17 protein-coding genes and 1 other annotated feature are annotated in these 19,291 nt (G+C 42.4%); of the genes, 14 read left to right on the top strand and 3 right to left on the bottom strand.

All coding sequences use genetic code 11. The annotated features are described in order from the left end of the window. Positions 1-19: 19 nt before the first annotated feature. Complete coding sequence (tgt, locus tag ACQYAC_RS06605; RefSeq protein ID WP_429942972.1) at positions 20-1,165, top strand: tRNA guanosine(34) transglycosylase Tgt; 1,146 nt, start codon at positions 20-22, stop codon at positions 1,163-1,165. 48 nt (positions 1,166-1,213) lie between these two features. Then, entirely contained in the window at positions 1,214-1,480 is a 267-nt protein-coding gene (gene yajC, locus ACQYAC_RS06600; protein ID WP_003216659.1) for a preprotein translocase subunit YajC, read from the top strand. A 51-nt stretch (positions 1,481-1,531) separates the two neighbouring features. Here the strand turns inward: yajC and ACQYAC_RS06595 are convergent, their stop codons facing one another. Beyond that, complete coding sequence (locus ACQYAC_RS06595; RefSeq protein ID WP_058014554.1) at positions 1,532-1,909, bottom strand: TIGR04086 family membrane protein; 378 nt, start codon at positions 1,907-1,909, stop codon at positions 1,532-1,534. A gap of 165 nt (positions 1,910-2,074) precedes the next feature. Between ACQYAC_RS06595 and ACQYAC_RS06590 the strand changes: the two genes are divergently transcribed. Next, positions 2,075-2,737 (top strand): DUF421 domain-containing protein, encoded by a 663-nt coding sequence (locus ACQYAC_RS06590; RefSeq protein WP_429942971.1) that lies wholly within the window; start codon positions 2,075-2,077, stop codon positions 2,735-2,737. A 1-nt stretch (position 2,738) separates the two neighbouring features. On the opposite strand, the gene spoVB is transcribed toward ACQYAC_RS06590, so the two are convergent. Continuing rightward, the gene (gene spoVB / locus ACQYAC_RS06585) at positions 2,739-4,289 is read right to left on the bottom strand and encodes a stage V sporulation protein B (RefSeq protein ID WP_429942970.1); all 1,551 of its coding nucleotides are present in this window, start codon (positions 4,287-4,289) and stop codon (positions 2,739-2,741) included. 115 nt (positions 4,290-4,404) lie between these two features. Between spoVB and ACQYAC_RS06580 the strand changes: the two genes are divergently transcribed. The 8 genes from ACQYAC_RS06580 (at position 4,405) to dtd (ending at position 13,858) form a co-directional block, all read left to right on the top strand. Next, positions 4,405-4,701 (top strand): post-transcriptional regulator, encoded by a 297-nt coding sequence (locus tag ACQYAC_RS06580; protein WP_003216788.1) that lies wholly within the window; start codon positions 4,405-4,407, stop codon positions 4,699-4,701. A gap of 41 nt (positions 4,702-4,742) precedes the next feature. Continuing rightward, on the top strand, positions 4,743-6,971 hold the full coding sequence (gene secDF / locus ACQYAC_RS06575) for a protein translocase subunit SecDF (RefSeq protein ID WP_429942969.1): 2,229 nt from the start codon (positions 4,743-4,745) through the stop codon (positions 6,969-6,971). A 186-nt stretch (positions 6,972-7,157) separates the two neighbouring features. Then, positions 7,158-7,646 (top strand): cation:proton antiporter regulatory subunit, encoded by a 489-nt coding sequence (locus ACQYAC_RS06570; protein ID WP_058014558.1) that lies wholly within the window; start codon positions 7,158-7,160, stop codon positions 7,644-7,646. A 101-nt stretch (positions 7,647-7,747) separates the two neighbouring features. Continuing rightward, entirely contained in the window at positions 7,748-8,101 is a 354-nt protein-coding gene (locus tag ACQYAC_RS06565; protein WP_429942968.1) for a LapA family protein, read from the top strand. Positions 8,102-8,182: 81 nt separating this feature from the next. Further along, positions 8,183-10,507 carry a single-stranded-DNA-specific exonuclease RecJ gene (gene recJ, locus ACQYAC_RS06560; protein WP_429942967.1) on the top strand — a complete coding sequence of 775 codons (2,325 nt, stop codon included), beginning with the start codon at positions 8,183-8,185 and terminating at the stop codon, positions 10,505-10,507. A gap of 23 nt (positions 10,508-10,530) precedes the next feature. Beyond that, a complete protein-coding gene (locus ACQYAC_RS06555; protein ID WP_003216770.1) occupies positions 10,531-11,043 on the top strand; it encodes an adenine phosphoribosyltransferase in 513 nt (170 codons plus the stop codon). Positions 11,044-11,185: 142 nt separating this feature from the next. Next, the gene (locus ACQYAC_RS06550) at positions 11,186-13,396 is read left to right on the top strand and encodes a RelA/SpoT family protein (RefSeq protein ID WP_012010732.1); all 2,211 of its coding nucleotides are present in this window, start codon (positions 11,186-11,188) and stop codon (positions 13,394-13,396) included. Positions 13,397-13,414: 18 nt separating this feature from the next. Continuing rightward, complete coding sequence (gene dtd / locus ACQYAC_RS06545) at positions 13,415-13,858, top strand: D-aminoacyl-tRNA deacylase (protein ID WP_003216527.1); 444 nt, start codon at positions 13,415-13,417, stop codon at positions 13,856-13,858. A gap of 96 nt (positions 13,859-13,954) precedes the next feature. Here the strand turns inward: dtd and ACQYAC_RS06540 are convergent, their stop codons facing one another. Continuing rightward, on the bottom strand, positions 13,955-15,535 hold the full coding sequence (locus ACQYAC_RS06540; RefSeq protein ID WP_429942966.1) for an SH3 domain-containing protein: 1,581 nt from the start codon (positions 15,533-15,535) through the stop codon (positions 13,955-13,957). A 136-nt stretch (positions 15,536-15,671) separates the two neighbouring features. Here ACQYAC_RS06540 and ACQYAC_RS06535 point away from each other — a divergent pair, with 136 nt between their 5' ends. The 3 genes from ACQYAC_RS06535 (at position 15,672) to aspS (ending at position 19,285) form a co-directional block, all read left to right on the top strand. Next, complete coding sequence (locus ACQYAC_RS06535) at positions 15,672-15,842, top strand: YrzK family protein (protein WP_003216250.1); 171 nt, start codon at positions 15,672-15,674, stop codon at positions 15,840-15,842. 58 nt (positions 15,843-15,900) lie between these two features. Then, positions 15,901-16,140, top strand: a binding site (T-box leader). A gap of 73 nt (positions 16,141-16,213) precedes the next feature. Further along, positions 16,214-17,488: a histidine--tRNA ligase gene (gene hisS / locus ACQYAC_RS06530; protein WP_429942965.1), complete on the top strand. Its 1,275-nt coding sequence runs from the start codon at positions 16,214-16,216 to the stop codon at positions 17,486-17,488. 18 nt (positions 17,489-17,506) lie between these two features. Further along, positions 17,507-19,285 carry an aspartate--tRNA ligase gene (gene aspS, locus ACQYAC_RS06525; RefSeq protein WP_429942964.1) on the top strand — a complete coding sequence of 593 codons (1,779 nt, stop codon included), beginning with the start codon at positions 17,507-17,509 and terminating at the stop codon, positions 19,283-19,285. The last annotated feature ends 6 nt before the right edge of the window (positions 19,286-19,291 follow it).

Genomic DNA, 19,291 nt, shown 5'->3' with positions numbered 1-19,291 from the left:
AAAGACAGGAGGGCTCATTTTGTCGCAATTACCGATACGTTATGAGTTCATTAAATCATGCAAACAAACAGGTGCACGACTAGGGCGCGTTCATACACCGCACGGCTCCTTTGACACGCCTGTATTTATGCCAGTAGGTACACTGGCTACAGTTAAAACGATGGCACCTGAAGAACTAAAGGCAATGGAAGCAGGCATCATCTTAAGCAATACGTACCATCTATGGCTCCGTCCAGGTCATGACATTGTGAAAGAAGCAGGCGGTCTGCACAAATTTATGAACTGGGATCGAGCGATTTTGACCGATTCAGGAGGATTTCAAGTATTCTCTTTGAGTGAGTTTAGAAAAATTGAAGAAGAAGGCGTCCACTTCCGTAATCACTTAAATGGAGATAAGCTGTTCCTTTCTCCTGAGAAGGCTATGGACATCCAAAATGCGCTTGGCTCTGATATTATGATGGCATTTGATGAATGCCCGCCATATCCAGCAGAATACGATTACATGAAACATTCAGTAGAGCGGACAAGCAGATGGGCAGAACGCTGTCTAGAAGCGCATCAGCGTCCAGAGGATCAAGGGCTGTTTGGAATCATCCAAGGCGGAGAATACGAAGAGCTTCGTAAACAAAGTGCAAAAGATCTCGTGTCACTTGATTTCCCAGGCTACGCCATCGGTGGCTTATCTGTTGGGGAACCAAAAGATGTGATGAACCGTGTACTTGAGTTCACAACGCCATTGTTACCAGCAGACAAACCAAGGTACTTAATGGGTGTCGGCTCGCCAGATTCCTTAATTGACGGTGCCATTCGCGGTGTAGATATGTTTGACTGCGTGCTGCCAACGCGAATTGCCAGAAACGGTACGCTCATGACAAGCGAAGGACGTCTTGTTGTGAAAAATGCAAAATATGAGCGTGATTTTAGACCAATCGATGAAAATTGTGACTGCTACACATGTAAAAACTACACACGCGCTTATATTAGACATTTAATCAAAACAAATGAAACGTTCGGAATTCGATTAACAACTTATCATAATCTTCATTTTCTGTTAAAATTAATGGAGCAAGTGAGAGAAGCTATCCGTGAGGATCGTTTAGGTGATTTTAAAGAAGAGTTTTTTGAGCGTTACGGCTTTAACGAACCGAATGCGAAAAACTTTTAACGCATAAACGAAAAGGCTTTACAATGCATTAGAAAGGGGTGAAATAGAATGGATGGTGGTATGGGTTCAATCATTATGATTGTTGTCATGTTTGCTGTGCTTTACTTCTTATTAATTCGTCCACAGCAAAAGCAACAAAAAGCTGTGCGTCAGATGCAGCAATCTTTATCAAAAGGCGATAAAATCGTCACAATCGGTGGTTTACACGGTGAAATCGACTACATTGATGAATCAAAAGTGGTCATCAAAACTAGCGAGAACAACCGTTTAACTTTCGATCGTCGTGCTATTAGAGAATTAGCTGACAAAGGCTAATCCTCCGATACATAGCCATAAAAAAAAGAGCGATATAGATCCGCTCTTTTTTTATTTGCCTCGAAGATTGACGCCAATCATCCCGCCGAGCATACAAATTCCTAAAAATGCCCCATGATAGATGAACTGCTCTGGTGAAAAGGTTGCTCCAAACCCTAAATATTGAAACAAAAATACAGTGAGAGAAAAGATCAGCGAAGTGATCGCACCAATGAGCCAGCCGCGTTCCTTTGCTTTTCCTCCAGAAATGATCCCTCCTAATAAAAGTGCCACAAAGGACAAAATCATAATCATCCATTTAAACGATGATTCCTGCATACTTGTGAAGGTAAGCATGAGCGATACAAGTAAGCTTGTGACAATCATGACGATAAAAATGGCCATTAAGCCGGATAAAATCCCTTTTCCAATTTGTTTCGTTTCCTGCATGTGATTCGTCTCCTCTCCAATTGACCGAAGCTTGTCTTTTACTAAAATGTATTCACCGTGAAGAAAAAATAGACATGTTTCTCACGATAAAAGCAGAGGCTTTCTTTTCTACATAAATAAAGGGTTTTGACACAAGCTATGTGAGAGAAGGAGGGTTTACATCACATGCAGGATATCTGGATTATCTCGATGAGAACAATCATTTTATATTTTCTTATATGGTTTATTTTTCGGCTAATGGGCAAGAGAGAAATTGGCGAATTGAGCATTTTAGATCTTGTCATTTTTATGATGATCGCTGAAATTGCGGTTCTCGCTATAGAAGAAGTCGAGGATCATATGTTACATACGGTATGGCCGATTCTGCTGTTAACCTTCATTCAAATTACACTTGCCTACCTCTCATTGAAATTCCAAGGTGTCCGGCGCTTTCTTGACGGTAAACCGGTCCTGCTCATCATCAATGGGAAAATCGACGAAGGTGCGATGAGAAAACAGCGATACAATTTTGATGACCTGCTCATTCAATTAAGAGAAAACAACATCGATAGCATTCAGGATGTTTCTTACGCCATTTTAGAGCCATCCGGAAAGCTTGCGGTCGTTGAAAAAGAAAATAAGCACGCACACGGAGCGCTTGAGCTGCCACTTATTGCAGATGGGGTTGTGCAGCATGATCACCTGAAGCAAATTAATCAAAATGAACAATGGTTGAAAGGTGAGCTGACCAAAAGGGGCTATCATGATATAGAGCAGATTTCCTACTGCAGCTTTAATCAAAAGACATTTTATATTGATTTGAAAGATGAAGTGATCAAAAAAAGATGAGCTAGAGCAGCTTCCCAATAAACGGGATGCGGCGCAGCTCTTCTTTCTTCACTAGACCGAGACAGATTAATAGAATGACATACAGCGCGCACGTCACAAAAATCAGCATGATCAGCTCAATCGGGGCAGAAAAGAATCCGTTCATTTGAGATTTCAGCCAAAGGCTCACCACCCCAGTGCCGATGATCACAAGAACACATATCCCATATTCCTTCATTGGTAAATGAATAGGCAGTACTTTACCGACAGTTGCCGCATGAAGCAGCGTGACAAGGACGATGCCGATTAATATCGCAAGTGCTGCCCCCATAATGCCAAAGCCCGGCTGTGAAGCAAGAACAAAGATCATTCCTGTTTTCACAACAGCACCTATCAGACTATTCGTCATCGCCGCACCAGCCAAATTAAGTGCTTGCAAGACGGCTTGAAGCGGCCCTTGAAAATAATATAGAAGAAAAAATGGTGCCATGAATTTCACATAAATAGCCGCATGCGATGAACCATACATAAAGAGCGTTAAATCTTCTGCGTAAACGAAAAGAATAATACAGGAAATACCTCCGCTGAGTAGACAAAGACGCATCGCCTGCTTCAGCCGGTATTCGACCGTTTTGCGTTTGTTCTGCTCCATTCCTTCACTGATCGCCGGGACTAATGCCGTGGAGAGTGAATACGTAATGAAGCTTGGCAGTGTCAAAAGAGTCAGCGCAAGACCAGTCAATTCCCCGTACTGTCTTGTCGCCTCAACAGCCGCATATCCAGCAATGGCGAGACTCTGCGCGACAACTATCGGCTCTAAAAACCACGAAATATTCCCGATAAATCGGCTGCCTGTTGTTGGCAGGGCAATACTCATCAGCTGCTTAAACGTGTCCTTACCGTCATGAATCGCCTTGAAAAATCGTTTTCGAATACGAATGGTCTTTTTATAACGAAAGGCAATCAGTAAATAAGCAAGTGAAATCATCTCTCCAATGACAGATGAAATCATCGCTCCTGCTGCCGCATATTCAATTCCATAAGGAAGAAAAGCTGTTGTACATACGGCTACTAGAGAAATTCTTGCAACCTGTTCCAGCACTTGAGAGGTGGCAAGCGGGCTCATTTGCTGTCTGCCTTGAAAATATCCTCTCAGCACACTAGAAATGGCGATGACTGGGACAACGGGCGTAATGGCAAGCAGTGGATAGACTGTTCTAGGATCTGTCAGCATATTTTCTGCCATGATGGGTGCAAACCATAAAAAGAGCGGCGTGAATATCAAACTGAGTGTCCCTGTTATCGCAAGAGACATGACAAGAATTCGTTTTGTTTTCTGTTTGTCTCCACGGGCTTCTGCTTCTGCGACAAGCTTGCTAATAGCGACAGGCAGTCCGAATTGTGTCAGTGTCACAGCGAGAAAAAAGGTAGGAGCAGCCATCATATAAAGCCCGACTCCTTCTTCGCCAATGAACCTTGCAATCACAATTCGATTGACAAAACCCAATATTCTCGTGATAAAACCTGCTAAAATTAAAATAATCGTGCCCTTTAAAAACGTTTGCTTCGTCAAATCAAAGATCACCTGCCTTCTCAAACGACATAGAATCATATACAATAAGATATGCGTGTATATCGTCCAAGCATGACAAGTCTCTCGATAAAAACTGAAAAGGGGGAGCATCCCATTGACACAACATCCGGCTGCAATTTACAAAGACCATTTAAAGCCTTTTCTGTTCAGTAAGCTTGAAGAATTCATCGTTTTGGGCTATAAAGATGTAGATTTAGAGGAATTATGGTCATACTTAGAGAATAAGAAGTGGAAGAAAAAACAAGAGTATCCGATTCATGAAATGGTTGCAGATATTTTATCTGTGAAAATTGGCGAATTTATGAACTATGCAACCGTTCAGTCGTTTAAAACGTCTGCTTTTTTGGACAGTGAAGATGGCAAGAATATGCTAGATGAACTGTTGAAATAAGCCATCTTAATGGATTCAGGTGTTTAAGGAGGAAATACATAATGAAAAAAGGACGCATTCTTGCGTTTTTCTTAGTGGTTCTGTTAATCGGAACTGGCGTAGGCTTACTAACAAAGCCTGTTGCGAAAGATATGACGCTAGGGCTGGATTTACAGGGTGGATTTGAAGTCCTGTATGATGTACATCCAGTGAAAAAAGAGGACGAGATTACAAATAGTGTCCTCGTCAGTACGGTGGAGGCTTTAAACCGAAGAGCCAATGTGCTAGGTGTAAGTGAGCCGAACATCTCGATTGAAGGCAACAATCGTATCCGTGTGCAGCTTGCGGGGGTAAAAGATCAAAACAGAGCTAGGGAGATTCTTTCCACTGAAGCACAGCTATCCTTCAGAGATACGAATGATAAAGAACTCCTAAACGGGGCTGACCTAGTCGAAAACAGTGCAAAACAAACATTCAGTCAAACGAATGAGCCAATTGTGACGGTTAAACTAAAGGATGCGAAAAAATTTGGTGACGTCACAAGAAAAGTAGCGGCGATGGCGCCGAATAACCAGCTTGTCATTTGGCTTGATTACCACAAAGGAGATTCCTTCAAAAAAGAAGTCTCAAAATCAAACCACAAGTATGTCTCTGCGCCGAATGTGAATCAAGAAATTAACAGCAGTGACGTGCAAATTGAAGGGAAATTTACTGTCCAAGAGGCAAAAGACCTTGCAAGTATTTTAAATGCTGGGGCATTGCCAGTGAAATTAACTGAAAAGTACTCTACATCAGTGAGTGCGCAATTCGGTGAACAGGCATTAAATGAAACTGTCTTTGCAGGGATTGTGGGAATTGCCCTCATTTTCTTATTCATGCTTTTTTATTACCGAATACCTGGTCTTATTGCTGTCATCACGTTATCAACGTATATCTATATTACCTTACAGGTGTTTGACTGGATGGGGGCTGTTCTGACACTTCCTGGAATTGCGGCACTGATTCTTGGAGTAGGGATGGCGGTTGATGCCAACATCATCACATATGAACGAATCAAAGAGGAGCTTAAGCTCGGTAAATCTGTCCGCTCTGCTTTCAGGTCAGGGAACCGCCGATCATTTGCGACCATCTTTGATGCAAACTTAACGAGTATCATTGCAGGGGGCGTCCTTTTCTTCTTCGGGACAAGTTCTGTAAAAGGGTTTGCGACGATGCTGATCCTTTCCATTTTAACAAGCTTTATTACAGCTGTATTTCTATCAAGATTCCTTCTTGGTCTGCTTGTGGAAAGCCGAGCGCTTGATCGCAAGAAAGGCTGGTTTGGTGTTCGTCAAAAAGACATCATCGATATTCATGAAACAACAGAAAATACGGAACCAAAAACACCATTTGATAAATGGGATTTTGTCAGCAAGCGAAAAGGTTTCATGATTTTCTCAGTAGCCATTACCATTGCGGGGATTATCGTCCTTTCGATTTTCAAACTCAATGCGGGTATTGACTTTGCAAGTGGCACAAGAGTAGACATTCAAAGTGACCACAAGCTGTCAACTGCTCAAATCGAGCAAGACTTTCAAAAATTAGATCTGGATACAGATAGTGTTGTGTTATCTGGCCAAAAAGAAAATCAAGCAGCGGCACGATTTGTTGGTGTGCCAAATAAAGAAAAAATTGCAGAAGTGAAAGATTACTTTAAAGATAAGTATGGAACAGAACCGAATGTCAGCACGGTGTCTCCTACTGTCGGAAAAGAACTTGCACGTAATGCTATATATGCCATCATCATTGCTTCGATTGGGATCATTATTTATGTTTCCATTCGTTTTGAATATAAAATGGCCATTGCAGCGATTGCTTCCCTTTTATATGATGCATTCTTCATTGTGGCATTCTTTAGTATCACACGCTTAGAGGTAGATGTGACCTTCATTGCGGCGATCCTCACGGTGATCGGGTATTCGATCAATGACACGATCGTGACGTTCGATAGGGTTCGTGAGCAAATGAAGAAACGAAAACCAAAAACGGTAGAAGATCTATCTTACATCGTTAACTTGAGTTTACAGCAAACTTTCACACGATCTATCAATACGGTACTCACTGTCGTAATTGTTGTGATCGCACTGCTTATCTTCGGATCGGCATCGATTACAAACTTCTCCCTCGCCTTACTTGTCGGTCTGTTAACAGGGGTGTACTCATCTCTATATATCGCAGCGCAAATTTGGCTTATGTGGAAAGGCCGTGAGCTGAAAAAGCCGGCGAAGATTGACACTGAGCAAGATATTTAATTGAGAAAGGCTGCCTTTTTGGCAGTCTTTTTTCAATAGATTTCCCGAGAATAAGTCGATTCGAAAAAACATTTCGGGTATCATTGATCTTGAAATAGTCTTTTGCTATAATGACATACGTTTAGATCAGTATAGAAAGCAAGTGTCCGTTTGAGGCATTTGGCTTTATTCATTGGAGGGGCTGTTATGAAGGTTCGGGAAACTGAACTGCCAGGTATCGGTCACAAAGTCGAAATGATTACAAGAAATAATGAAAAGCTTGCCATCATTACACACGATGACGGCAGGAGAGAAATGTATCATTTTCAAGAGGACGATCATGAAGAATCTATTTCTGGTATCTTGCTAAACGATGAAGAAGCAAGACAAATTGCAGCAATCTTAGGCGGCATGGTATATAAGCCGAAAGCGCTTGAAACTGTTGAAGTAGCCATTGATGAACTGATGATTGAATGGTTTAAGATTGAAAAGAATGCACCAGCTATTCAGCAAACCATCGGAGACCTCAATGTCCGCCAAAACTATCAAGTAACAGTCATCGCTATCGTGAGGAAATCACATGAGAAAATGTTAAATCCAGGACCTGAAACGGTCATTGAAGAAGGGGATACCCTTGTTATTTCTGGAGAAAGACAAGAAATAAAGAACCTCATTAAAGAAAAACTCAGCAGCTAATTCATGCCCATGCTGATAGATTTTCTTCCGCTTTTTCTTTCTGGGTTTAAAAAGGACAATGAAAAGGGAAGAATAAAAGAAAAAGCTTGGGGGATATGTAGATGAACAAACAACAATGGACCATCATACTCGCATTTATTTTCGTATTAATTGTCTCAGTATTTGCCGTAATCAATGTGCGGCCAGTGCAAGTTGACTACTTATTTGGATCGGCTGAATGGCCGCTTATCCTTGTCATTATTGGTTCTGTGCTCATGGGCGGACTCATTGTGGCTTTTGCAGGGGTTTTCCAAATTGTGAAACTAAAACGTGAACTAAAGGCTTTAAAAGCTGAGCGTGCAGCCGCACCTGCACCTGTTGTTTCGAATAAAAAGATCGACAAAGACGTTCAAAAGAAACCGAATGTGACGCCTTTAAAAGAACAGCCAGCATCATTTGATCGGAAGGAAAAATAATCTTCCAGCACAATTTCATAAAATAAAAATTGAAACCCCTCAGGCCACTCTAGTATAATAGTGTGGTTGAGGGGTGAATTTATGTTATTATCCAAAATGCGCTGGGAATATGAACATCCAAGCGAAGAAAAAGTGAAATCACTCTCTGAAAATCTGAATATTTCAGCGCTGACTGCATCGCTTCTTGTAAAAAGAGGACTCGAAGAAGTAGAAGAAGCGAGGTCTTTTTTATTTGATCAAAAAGCCGAATTTCATGATCCATTTCTATTAAAAGGAATGAAAGAAGCAGTAGAGCGCATCAACAAAGCGATCGAACAGCAGGAATCGATTGTGATCTTCGGAGACTATGATGCGGATGGTGTGACAAGTACGTCTGTGCTTTTACATACATTAAAAGAGTTGTCTGCGAAAGTAGACTTTTATATTCCAGATCGATTTAAAGAAGGCTACGGTCCTAATGAACAGGCTTTTCGATATATCAAAGAGCAAGGCGCATCGCTTGTCATCACCGTCGATACAGGCATTGCAGCTGTAAATGAAGCACGTATTGCAAAAGAAATAGGGTTAGACTTGATCATTACAGATCACCATGAACCAAGCGAAGAGCTGCCTGAAGCACTTGCGATTGTCCATCCTAAGCAGCCAGGCTGTGAGTATCCCTTTAAGGAACTTGCCGGTGTAGGCGTAGCATTTAAAGTGGCTCATGCTCTTCTTGGTAAGCTGCCAGCTCAGCTGTTAGATCTTGCGGCAATTGGGACAATAGCGGACCTTGTGCCGCTTCATGATGAGAATAGATGGCTCGCTAAAAAAGGGCTTATGCAGCTTCGGCAATCGAATAGACCGGGACTGAAGGCGTTATTGAAAGAAGCAGGTGCTACTCTTGAAGAAGCAAATGAGGAAACGGTCGGCTTTCAAATTGCGCCAAGGCTGAATGCTGTAGGACGAATTGAACAGGCAGATCCAGCTGTTCATCTTCTCATGACAGAGGAGAAGGATGAAGCAGAAGAACTCGCTCGTTTTGTACAAGAACTGAATAAAGAACGGCAAAAAATTGTGAGTACGATCACAGAAGAAGCCATTCAAATGGTGGAAGAGACAGGTGATGACCAGTCTGCCATTGTTGTAGCGAAAGCTGGCTGGAATCCGGGTGTTGTTGGAATTGTTGCCTCTAAATTGACGGATACATTTTCTCGTCCGGCAATTGTGCTTGGAATAGATGAAGAGACGCAAATGGCAAAAGGTTCAGCACGGAGTATTCCCGGCTTCGATCTATTTTTCCATTTAAGCAAATGCCGCGACATTCTGCCGCATTTCGGCGGGCACCCGATGGCTGCGGGCATGACACTTCGAGCGGATGATGTCCCTTTACTAAGGGAAAGATTAAATCAATATGCGAATGAAACGTTGACAGAGGAAGACTTTATTCCGATTCAGCGGGTCGATGCTGTATGCAAGGTAGACGAATTGACAGTTGAAGCGATTGAAGAAGTGGGGATGCTGTCACCATTTGGCATGCAGAATCCAAAGCCGTTCATCATGATTGAAGATGCGAGACTTGAAGAAATCCGAACCATTGGAGCAAATCAAAATCATATCAAAATGTCTCTGAAAGATGAAGACAAACTGCTTGACTGTGTCGGTTTTCATCAAGGTCAATTGAAAGAAGAAATTGTCACAGGTAGCCGGATTTCCGTCATTGGTGAAATGTCCATCAATGAATGGAATAACCGGAAGAAACCACAGCTCATGCTAAAAGATGCCCGAGTAGATGAATGGCAGCTGTTTGATTTGCGCGGCAAAAAGGAGTGGGAAAAGACAATCTCCACGCTTGACCCCGAAAAATATGTGGTGGTCTGTTTTGACGAAGAAACAAAAGAGGAAGTCACCATCCCGATTCATCATGTCCATGCAGAAAATGTTTCAACACTCGATGTTGAAGGCAAGTATGTCGTCTTTGCAGATGTCCCTGCAGATGAACAGTTGCTAAGGCAGCTGTTAGAAAATCAAAAGCCAGCTAGAGTGTATACAGTTTTCCAAAGAAAAGAAGATCATTTCATGTCCTCTTTCCCTAGCCGTGATCAATTCAAATGGTTTTATGGATTCTTGTTAAAACGAGGAAGTTTCCCTCTCAAGGAACAAGGAATGGAGCTTGCGAAACATAGAGGCTGGACAAAAGATACAATGATTTTTATGACAAAGGTGTTTTTTGAACTCGGTTTTGTTAAAATAGAGAATGGTGTGCTGTCAATAGTACGTGATGCCCCTAAAAAAGATTTAACGGCATCAGCATCCTATACAGCAAAACAACGATTGATGGAACTCGATCAAACACTAACATATTCCTCAGCCAAAGAGCTGAAGGAATGGCTGAATAGCATGATGAGCGAAGTCTCACCTGTGCTTTGACGTACGAGGAGGAAAAGGAAAAGATGGATTTAAAACAATATGTGACAGTTGTACCTGACTACCCAAAGGAAGGTGTACAATTTAAAGATATTACAACGTTAATGGATAAAGGCGAAGTGTACCGTTATGCAACGGATCAAATCGTTGAATACGCGAAGGAAAGAGACATTGATCTTATTGTTGGACCTGAAGCGCGTGGATTCATTATTGGCTGTCCTGTAGCATACGCACTTGGTGTAGGTTTTGCACCGGTTCGTAAAGAAGGAAAGCTTCCTCGTGAAGTCGTTAAAGTCGAATACGGCTTAGAATATGGGAAAGATGTATTAACGATTCATAAAGATGCGATTCGTCCTGGTCAGCGTGTATTGATTACAGATGACTTACTTGCAACTGGTGGAACAATCGAAGCGTCCATCAAGCTTGTAGAGGAATTGGGCGGCGTTGTGGCAGGAATTGCATTCTTGATTGAGCTGACGTACCTGGACGGCAGAAAGAAGCTTGACGGTTACGACATCTTGACGTTAATGCAATACTAATGGAGTTTTACGCAAAAAGCACTCGGTAAGAAGGGTGCTTTTTTCCTATCAAAAATCTTTTAGCGGACTTCTTCTCTTTACATCTATCGAATTTTTCTTGATAATAAACTACAATACAGTTTTCATTTAAAAAGGTGATTCCATGGCGAACGAACAAGTTTTAACGGCGCAGCAGGTCATTGACAAGGCAAGAGAATACCTGTCCGCTGAACATATTCAATTTATAGAGCGAGCATATGAATATGCTGAAAATGCACATAAGGAGCAATACCGGAAATCTGGTGAGCCTTATATTATCCATCCAATTCAAGTGGCGGGGATTCTTGTTGACCTTGAAATGGACCCATCAACCATTGCAGGCGGTTTCCTGCACGATGTTGTCGAGGATACAGATGTGACATTACAGGATTTAAAAGAGCATTTTAACGAAGAAGTTGCGATGCTTGTTGATGGTGTAACAAAGCTCGGGAAGATTAAATATAAATCACAAGAAGAACAGCAGGCCGAAAACCATCGGAAAATGTTTGTGGCAATGGCGCAGGATATACGCGTCATCTTGATTAAACTGGCAGACCGTCTGCACAATATGAGAACGCTCAAACACCTTCCGCAGGAAAAGCAGCGTAGAATTTCAAATGAAACCCTTGAAATCTTTGCCCCGCTTGCGCACAGATTAGGGATTTCAAAGATTAAGTGGGAGCTTGAAGATACAGCGCTCCGTTACTTAAATCCGCAGCAATATTACCGGATCGTGAATCTCATGAAGCGCAAACGAGCGGAACGTGAGGAATACTTGGACGAGGTTGTCAATGAAGTAAAAGATCGTGTGTCAGAGGTAAACATCAAGGCTGAATTTTCCGGAAGACCAAAGCATATTTATAGTATTTATCGCAAAATGGTCCTGCAAAATAAGCAGTTTAATGAAATTTATGATCTGCTGGCCGTTCGTATTTTGGTTGACAGCATTAAAGACTGCTATGCCGTGCTTGGGATTATCCATACTTGCTGGAAGCCGATGCCAGGCAGGTTTAAGGATTATATTGCAATGCCAAAGCCGAACATGTACCAATCGCTTCATACAACAGTGATTGGACCAAAAGGTGACCCGCTTGAAGTTCAGATCCGTACAGTGGAAATGCATGAAATCGCAGAGTACGGAATTGCTGCGCACTGGGCATATAAAGAAGGAAAAGAGTCAGCAGAATCAACGGAGGAAGCTGTTTTCCAGAAGAAGCTCTCTTGGTTTAGAGAAATCCTTGAATTCCAAAATGAATCGACAGATGCAGAAGAATTTATGGAATCGTTAAAAATTGATCTCTTCTCTGATATGGTGTTTGTCTTTACACCAAAAGGAGATGTCATTGAACTGCCATCGGGTTCCGTTCCGATTGACTTTTCTTACCGGATTCATTCGGAAATCGGGAACAAAACGATCGGTGCGAAGGTCAACGGAAAGATGGTCACGCTCGATCATAAATTGAAAACAGGTGACATTATTGAAATTCTGACATCAAAGCACAGCTATGGGCCAAGTCAGGATTGGGTCAAACTTGCCCAAACCTCCCAAGCGAAGCACAAGATCAGACAGTTTTTCAAAAAACAGCGCCGTGAAGAAAATGTCGAAAAAGGCCGAGAACTCGTGGAGAAAGAAATCAAAAACCTTGAGTTTGATGTCAAAGACATTCTGACAGCTGAAAACCTGCAAAAAGTGGCTGACAAATTTAATTTTTCAAACGAAGAGGACATGTATGCAGCGGTTGGTTATAACGGAATTACTGCACTCCAAGTCGCCAATCGTTTAACTGAAAAAGAAAGAAAACAAAGAGATCAAGAAGAACAAGAAAAAACGGTTCAAGAAGTGACTGTAGAGCCAAAGACATATCACGGGAAGAAACGAGAAGCAGGTGTAAGAGTCAAAGGGATAGATAACCTGCTTGTCCGCTTATCTAAGTGCTGTAATCCTGTTCCAGGTGATAGCATTGTTGGTTTTATTACGAAAGGCCGAGGCGTATCTGTTCACCGTGATGACTGTCCGAACGTGAAGACAGGAGAAGCGCAGGAACGGTTAATCCCGGTTGAGTGGGAGCATGAACAGCCTGCTCGAAACCGTAAAGAATACAATGTGGAAATTGAAATATTAGGATATGACAGACGCGGCTTACTTAATGAGGTGCTTCAAGCAGTCAACGAAACCAAAACGAACATCTCGTCGGTTTCTGGTAAGTCTGATCGTAACAAAGTGGCGACGATCCATATGGCGATCTTTATCCAAAATATTAACCATTTGCACAAAGTGGTAGAACGCATTAAACAAATCAAAGACATTTACTCTGTTCGCCGATTCATGAATTAGAAAGGAAGTATATCGTCTATGAGGCTTGTTGTGCAGCGTGTGACAAGTGCATCTGTGAAGGTAGAAGAAGAGATCACAGGTGCCATCAATGAAGGATATATGGTACTCGTTGGTGTCACACACGAAGATACAGAAGAAGATGTGCATTATTTAGCTGATAAGCTTGCACATTTACGTATTTTTGAAGATGAAAACGGGAAAATGAATCATTCGTTATTGGATGTAAAAGGAAGCGTGCTGTCTGTATCTCAGTTTACCCTTTATGGTGATACAAGAAAGGGCAGAAGGCCAAATTTTATGAAAGCAGCCAAGCCAGATGCTGCGAACGCCCTTTACGAATGTTTCAATAAAGCCCTTAGAGAAAAAGGTATTCATGTAGAAACTGGCCGCTTTGGCGCGATGATGGATGTGTCATTGACCAACTCAGGGCCTGTCACCATCTGGATGGATAGTAAAGAATAGATTCAATTTAGACTGTAGATAGACTCTTGCAGGAGTTTGTTTAGAGTCTTTTTCTTTTGCGATCAAACAAAAAAGAGGCACAGTGGCCTCTTTCTTTTAGCGGAAATATTGTTTTAATCCTTCTGTCATTCCTTCTGTGACTCGTTCTTGGTAAGAGGCGCTATAAATGATGGCTTCCTCCTGAGGATTGCTTAAATAGCCGAGTTCATATAAAAGAGAAGGCCGTTTGTTTTCTCTTAACACAAAATAATCTCCGAATTTGACACCCTTATCAGGGATTTGAGAGCGTTTAGCAACTTCTGTATGGACATTTGTCGCTAATTGCTGGTCTTTTGCTGCTTGATAATAATACGCTGTACTTCCTCTGACGCTTGGGTCCATAAAACTATCATAATGAAGACTAATAAATGCATCTGCATTTCTGTAATGAGATGTCGCAACCCTCGATTGAAGGCTGATAAAAGTATCTTCACTTCTTGTTAAATAAACATTTGCTCCAGAAGCCCTTAATTTGCTTGCCAGTAAATTGGCGGTTTTGATGGTAATGTTCTTCTCAAAGGCTCCATCTGCGCCAATCGTGCCGCTGTCTTTTCCGCCATGACCTGGATCAAGAACAATCGTTTTTCCTTTTAAAGAACCAGTTCCCGACGATGAATCCTGCTGTGGTCTTGGTGCCTCGCTGCTATTTTTATTCGTTTGAACGACCCAGCTTGCCACATAACCAGTTCCGCCGTTTGATAATGTCACCTCGTACCAGTCACCTTGCGTGCGAACAATTTGATAGGCAGCGCCTTTTGTGGCTCTTTCTGCAATCTGAGCAGAGGTAGAAGCGCTTTTTCGAATGTTGGTGCCATCGTAGACAATGTACGCTTTCTTTTGGGAAGCCGAAGAAGATGAATTCTTTTCACCCGCCGAACTCGCTCCATTGCTTGTGACGATATAATAGCTTGCTGCCCAGCCTTTCACCCCTTTTGCCTCAATTTCATACCAGCCGTTCTGCTCGCGCAAAATGGTGATCTGTGTGTTGCGGGCAAGTGAAGCGACGACTTGTGCATTAGGTGCCGCCGATTGCCTTACATTTAAGCTTGATACGCCAACTGTGCCTGTCTGTTTAGAGCGAGAGGATTCGCCAGCGCTTGATTGAGAAGCTTTTTGGCCGCCTGACACATAATCAGAGTGAACCCAGCCTACTGCTTGTTTATACGAAATTTTTGTCCATTCGCCGCTTGTCTGCAGCTTTTTAGCGGAAGCGCCTTGCGGGAAAGTTCCGACGACTTGATAGGACGTCCCAGGGCCTGTCCGTATGCGAAGATCGGAGGCTGTCGATGTAATGGAACTGCTCTCTGCTGAGCTTTGATTTTGCGTCTTTGGCTTAGCAGACTTTTGGCCGCCAGATGATGTTGTAATCAGCCATGAGACGACCCAGCCTTTTTGGCCGTTCGATAGCCCGATCTGCACCCATTCTCCTTGTTTCATGAGAATGGGATAGCTTTCTCCGCGCTTCACAACAGCTGCGATTCCATAGCTTAAGCCAGGACCTGTTCTCACATTGATTTCATCTGTAGCGACCACAGCTTGATCTGTTTGTGCTGTAGCATGTGTCATAGGCAAAGTACTTGCGATGAGAACAAAACAGGTAAGAAGCATCATGATTTGATTGTGTTTTTTTAGATTCAAAACGGTGTTTTCCCCTCCCTTGTAAAACCGATGAATGTAAATTCGTTATGTAATGGACTAATTCCTTGCAGTTTCCTAATAAAAATGAATCAATCTGTTTATACTAAATAAAAACGTGATAAAAGGATGTACAAACATGAGATTAAGCAGAAAATTAGGACGAGTGCAATATAATGGACATCGTGATATCGATCGCTGGCAGCACGACGAAATGGATCAACCAGGCTTCCTAGAAGAAACCGCATCTGAATACGGATGTACGTCAAAAGAAGAGCTGGAAAAGAAAAAGAGGCACGGCAAGGGTTGACAGAGTGGCAGCACCGACCTTATTATAATATAAATCAACACACTTGAAAATTTAAAATGTGGAACTGATGATAGAGAATAGTAGGGTAAATTGCGTGAGCAGAGAGGAATCGCCTTAGGCTGAAAGCGAATCCGCATGGCATTTATCACGAAAGAACACTCTGTAGGTTTCCTGCTGAACGCTCTAAAAATGAGTCAATAGGCGGAGAACGTGAATCTGCGTTAAGGATTTGAGCGGGAACATGGCTAGATCATGTTCCAACTAGGGTGGCACCACGGGTATAACTCTCGTCCCTACTATACACATAGTAGAGGCGGGGGTTTTTTATATGTCCACATAAAAAATGAATGATGGTCGTAGGAGGACGAAAAATGAGTTTTAATATTCCAAGAGGCACACAGGATATTTTACCTGGAGAGTCAGAACGCTGGCAGTATGTTGAACAAATTGCAAGAGATACATGTGCAGCCTTTCAATACAAAGAAATCCGCACACCGATTTTTGAGCATACAGAGCTGTTTGCACGGGGAGTAGGCGAATCAACCGATATCGTTCAAAAAGAGATGTATACATTTGAAGATAAAAAGGGACGCAGCATCACCCTTCGTCCAGAGGGAACGGCATCAACTGTACGTTCTTATGTTGAAAATAAATTATTTGCACAGCCGGCGCAGCCAACAAAGCTGTATTACATCGGACCGATGTTCCGCTATGAACGACCGCAAACGGGAAGATATCGTCAATTTTATCAGTTTGGAATTGAAGCGATCGGTTCAAAGGATCCTGCCATTGATGCAGAAGTGATTTCCCTTGCCATGAGTGTTTATGAGAAAGCAGGTCTTTCTAACTTAAAGCTCGTCATTAACAGCCTTGGTGACAAAGAGAGCCGTGCAGACTACCGCGAGGCACTTGTTAAGCACTTTGAACCAAGAATCAATGAATTCTGTCATGACTGTCAAACTCGTTTACATCAAAATCCGCTGCGAATTCTTGATTGTAAAAAGGATCGTGACCACGAATTGATGGCAACGGCTCCATCCATTCAAGATTACTTAAATGATGAATCACGGACTTATTTTGAAAAGGTCAAACAATACTTAACAGATATAGGCGTTGAATATGTCGTCGATCCGAACTTAGTGCGTGGTCTTGATTACTACAATCACACAGCATTTGAGATCATGAGCAATGCTGAAGGCTTTGGTGCAATTACCACATTAGCCGGCGGAGGCCGATATGATGGACTTGTTGAAGGAATTGGCGGTCCTGAATCACCAGGAATCGGTTTTGCTATGAGTATTGAGCGCTTCCTATCAGCAATCGATGCTGAAGGGATTGATCTTCCACTGCAAGATGGCATTGATCTATACATTGCTGCACTCGGTGATGATGCGAAAGATTACGCTGTTTCATTATTAAATCGTCTGAGAAAAGAAGGCATTTCAAGTGAAATGGACTATACAGGGAAGAAATTAAAAGGACAATTTAAAGCGGCTGATCGATTAAAAGCCAAGTTTATTGCTGTCCTGGGTGAAGATGAGCTCGCGCAGCACATTGTGAATGTAAAAGATACGACAACGGGTGAACAAATTGAAGTGAAGCTTGATGAGCTGATTCAAATGATGAAGGCCCACAAGAAGGCGTAAAGAAGGAGTGGAATGTTTGTGTTTGGTAGAACTTTTTATTGTGGAGAAGTAACAGAAGACCAAATCGGTCAAACCGTTGTATTAAAAGGATGGGTTCAAAAAAGACGTGACCTTGGCGGATTAATCTTTATTGATCTGCGTGACCGTACAGGAATTGTACAAGCTGTTTTCAATCCAGACCTTTCAAAAGAGGCGCTTGAGACAGCAGAATCGATTCGTAATGAATATGTCCTTGATATTAAAGGAACGGTTGTGGCAAGAGAAGAAGCAACAATCAATCCAAATTTAAAAACAGGGAAAATTGAAATACAAGTCGAAACGGTCAGCGTGTTAAATGAAGCAAAGACTCCTCCTTTTGTGATTTCAGATCAAGCGGATGAGGTATCAGAAGATGTGCGCCTTAAATACCGTTACTTAGACCTTCGCCGTCCTGCTATGTTTGAAACGATGAAAATGCGACATGAAGTCACTAGAGCATTCCGCCATTTCCTAGATGACAACGGCTTTCTAGATATTGAAACACCGATTTTAACAAAAAGTACGCCAGAGGGTGCACGTGACTATCTTGTTCCAAGCCGTGTACACGAAGGAGAGTTCTATGCATTGCCTCAGTCCCCGCAATTATTTAAACAATTGCTAATGGTCTCAGGCATGGATCGTTACTATCAAATTGCCCGCTGCTTTAGGGATGAAGACTTGCGTGCTGACCGTCAGCCGGAATTCACACAAGTCGATATCGAAATGTCCTTTATGAGTCAAGAGGACATTATGACGCTTGCTGAAGAGATGATGGCAAAGGTGATGAAAGATGTCAAAGGTGTAGATCTGACATTGCCATTACCTCGTATGACATATGATGAAGCGATGAATTCTTATGGTTCTGATAAACCAGATACACGTTTTGAGATGAAGCTTGTTAACATCTCAGACACGGTAAAAGACTCTGATTTCAAAGTCTTTAGCGGAGCTGTGAAAAATGGTGGAGCTGTGAAAGCCATCAATGTCAAAGGAGCAGCAGCGAACTACTCAAGAAAAGACATTGATGCCCTTGGTGCTTTTGCAGCGAACTACGGTGCAAAAGGTCTAGCTTGGCTTAAAGCAGAAGGGGCAGAATTAAAAGGACCGATTGCTAAATTCTTTGACGAAGCAAAGCAAGCAGAATTAAAAGAAGAGCTGCAAGTTGAAGAAGGCGACCTTCTACTTTTTGTTGCAGATAAGACGTCTGTTGTCCATGACGCACTTGGTGCCCTTCGCCTAAAACTCGGTAAAGAGCTTGGGCTCATCGATGAGTCTCTTTTCAACTTCTTATGGGTTGTTGATTGGCCGCTGCTTGAAAAAGATGAAGAAGAAGGCCGCTTCTATGCTGCCCATCATCCTTTCACAATGCCAGTGCGCGACGATCTTGAATTAATTGAGACAAGTCCAGAAGACATGAAAGCACAGGCTTACGATCTTGTCCTAAATGGCTATGAGCTTGGTGGAGGTTCGATTCGTATTTTCGAAAAGGACATTCAAGAAAAAATGTTTAGCTTACTTGGGTTTTCAAAAGAAGAGGCTTATGAACAATTCGGCTTCCTTCTAGATGCTTTTGAGCATGGTGTTCCTCCGCACGGCGGAATCGCACTTGGTCTTGACCGCTTAGTGATGCTGCTTGCCGGCCGCTCTAACTTAAGAGACACGATTGCATTTCCGAAAACAGCAAGTGCGAGCTGCGTGCTAACAGATGCACCAGGTCATGTGAGCGAGGCGCAGCTGGATGAGTTAAGTTTAGCCATTAAAACAAAAGTAAAACAGTAAAATAGA

This window comes from Bacillus sp. MM09(2025), from assembly GCF_050496725.1.
Lineage (GTDB): Bacteria > Bacillota > Bacilli > Bacillales > Bacillaceae > Bacillus > Bacillus pumilus.
Note: the sequence above shows the minus strand (reverse complement) of the source record. Positions and strands in the feature narration are given on the sequence as shown.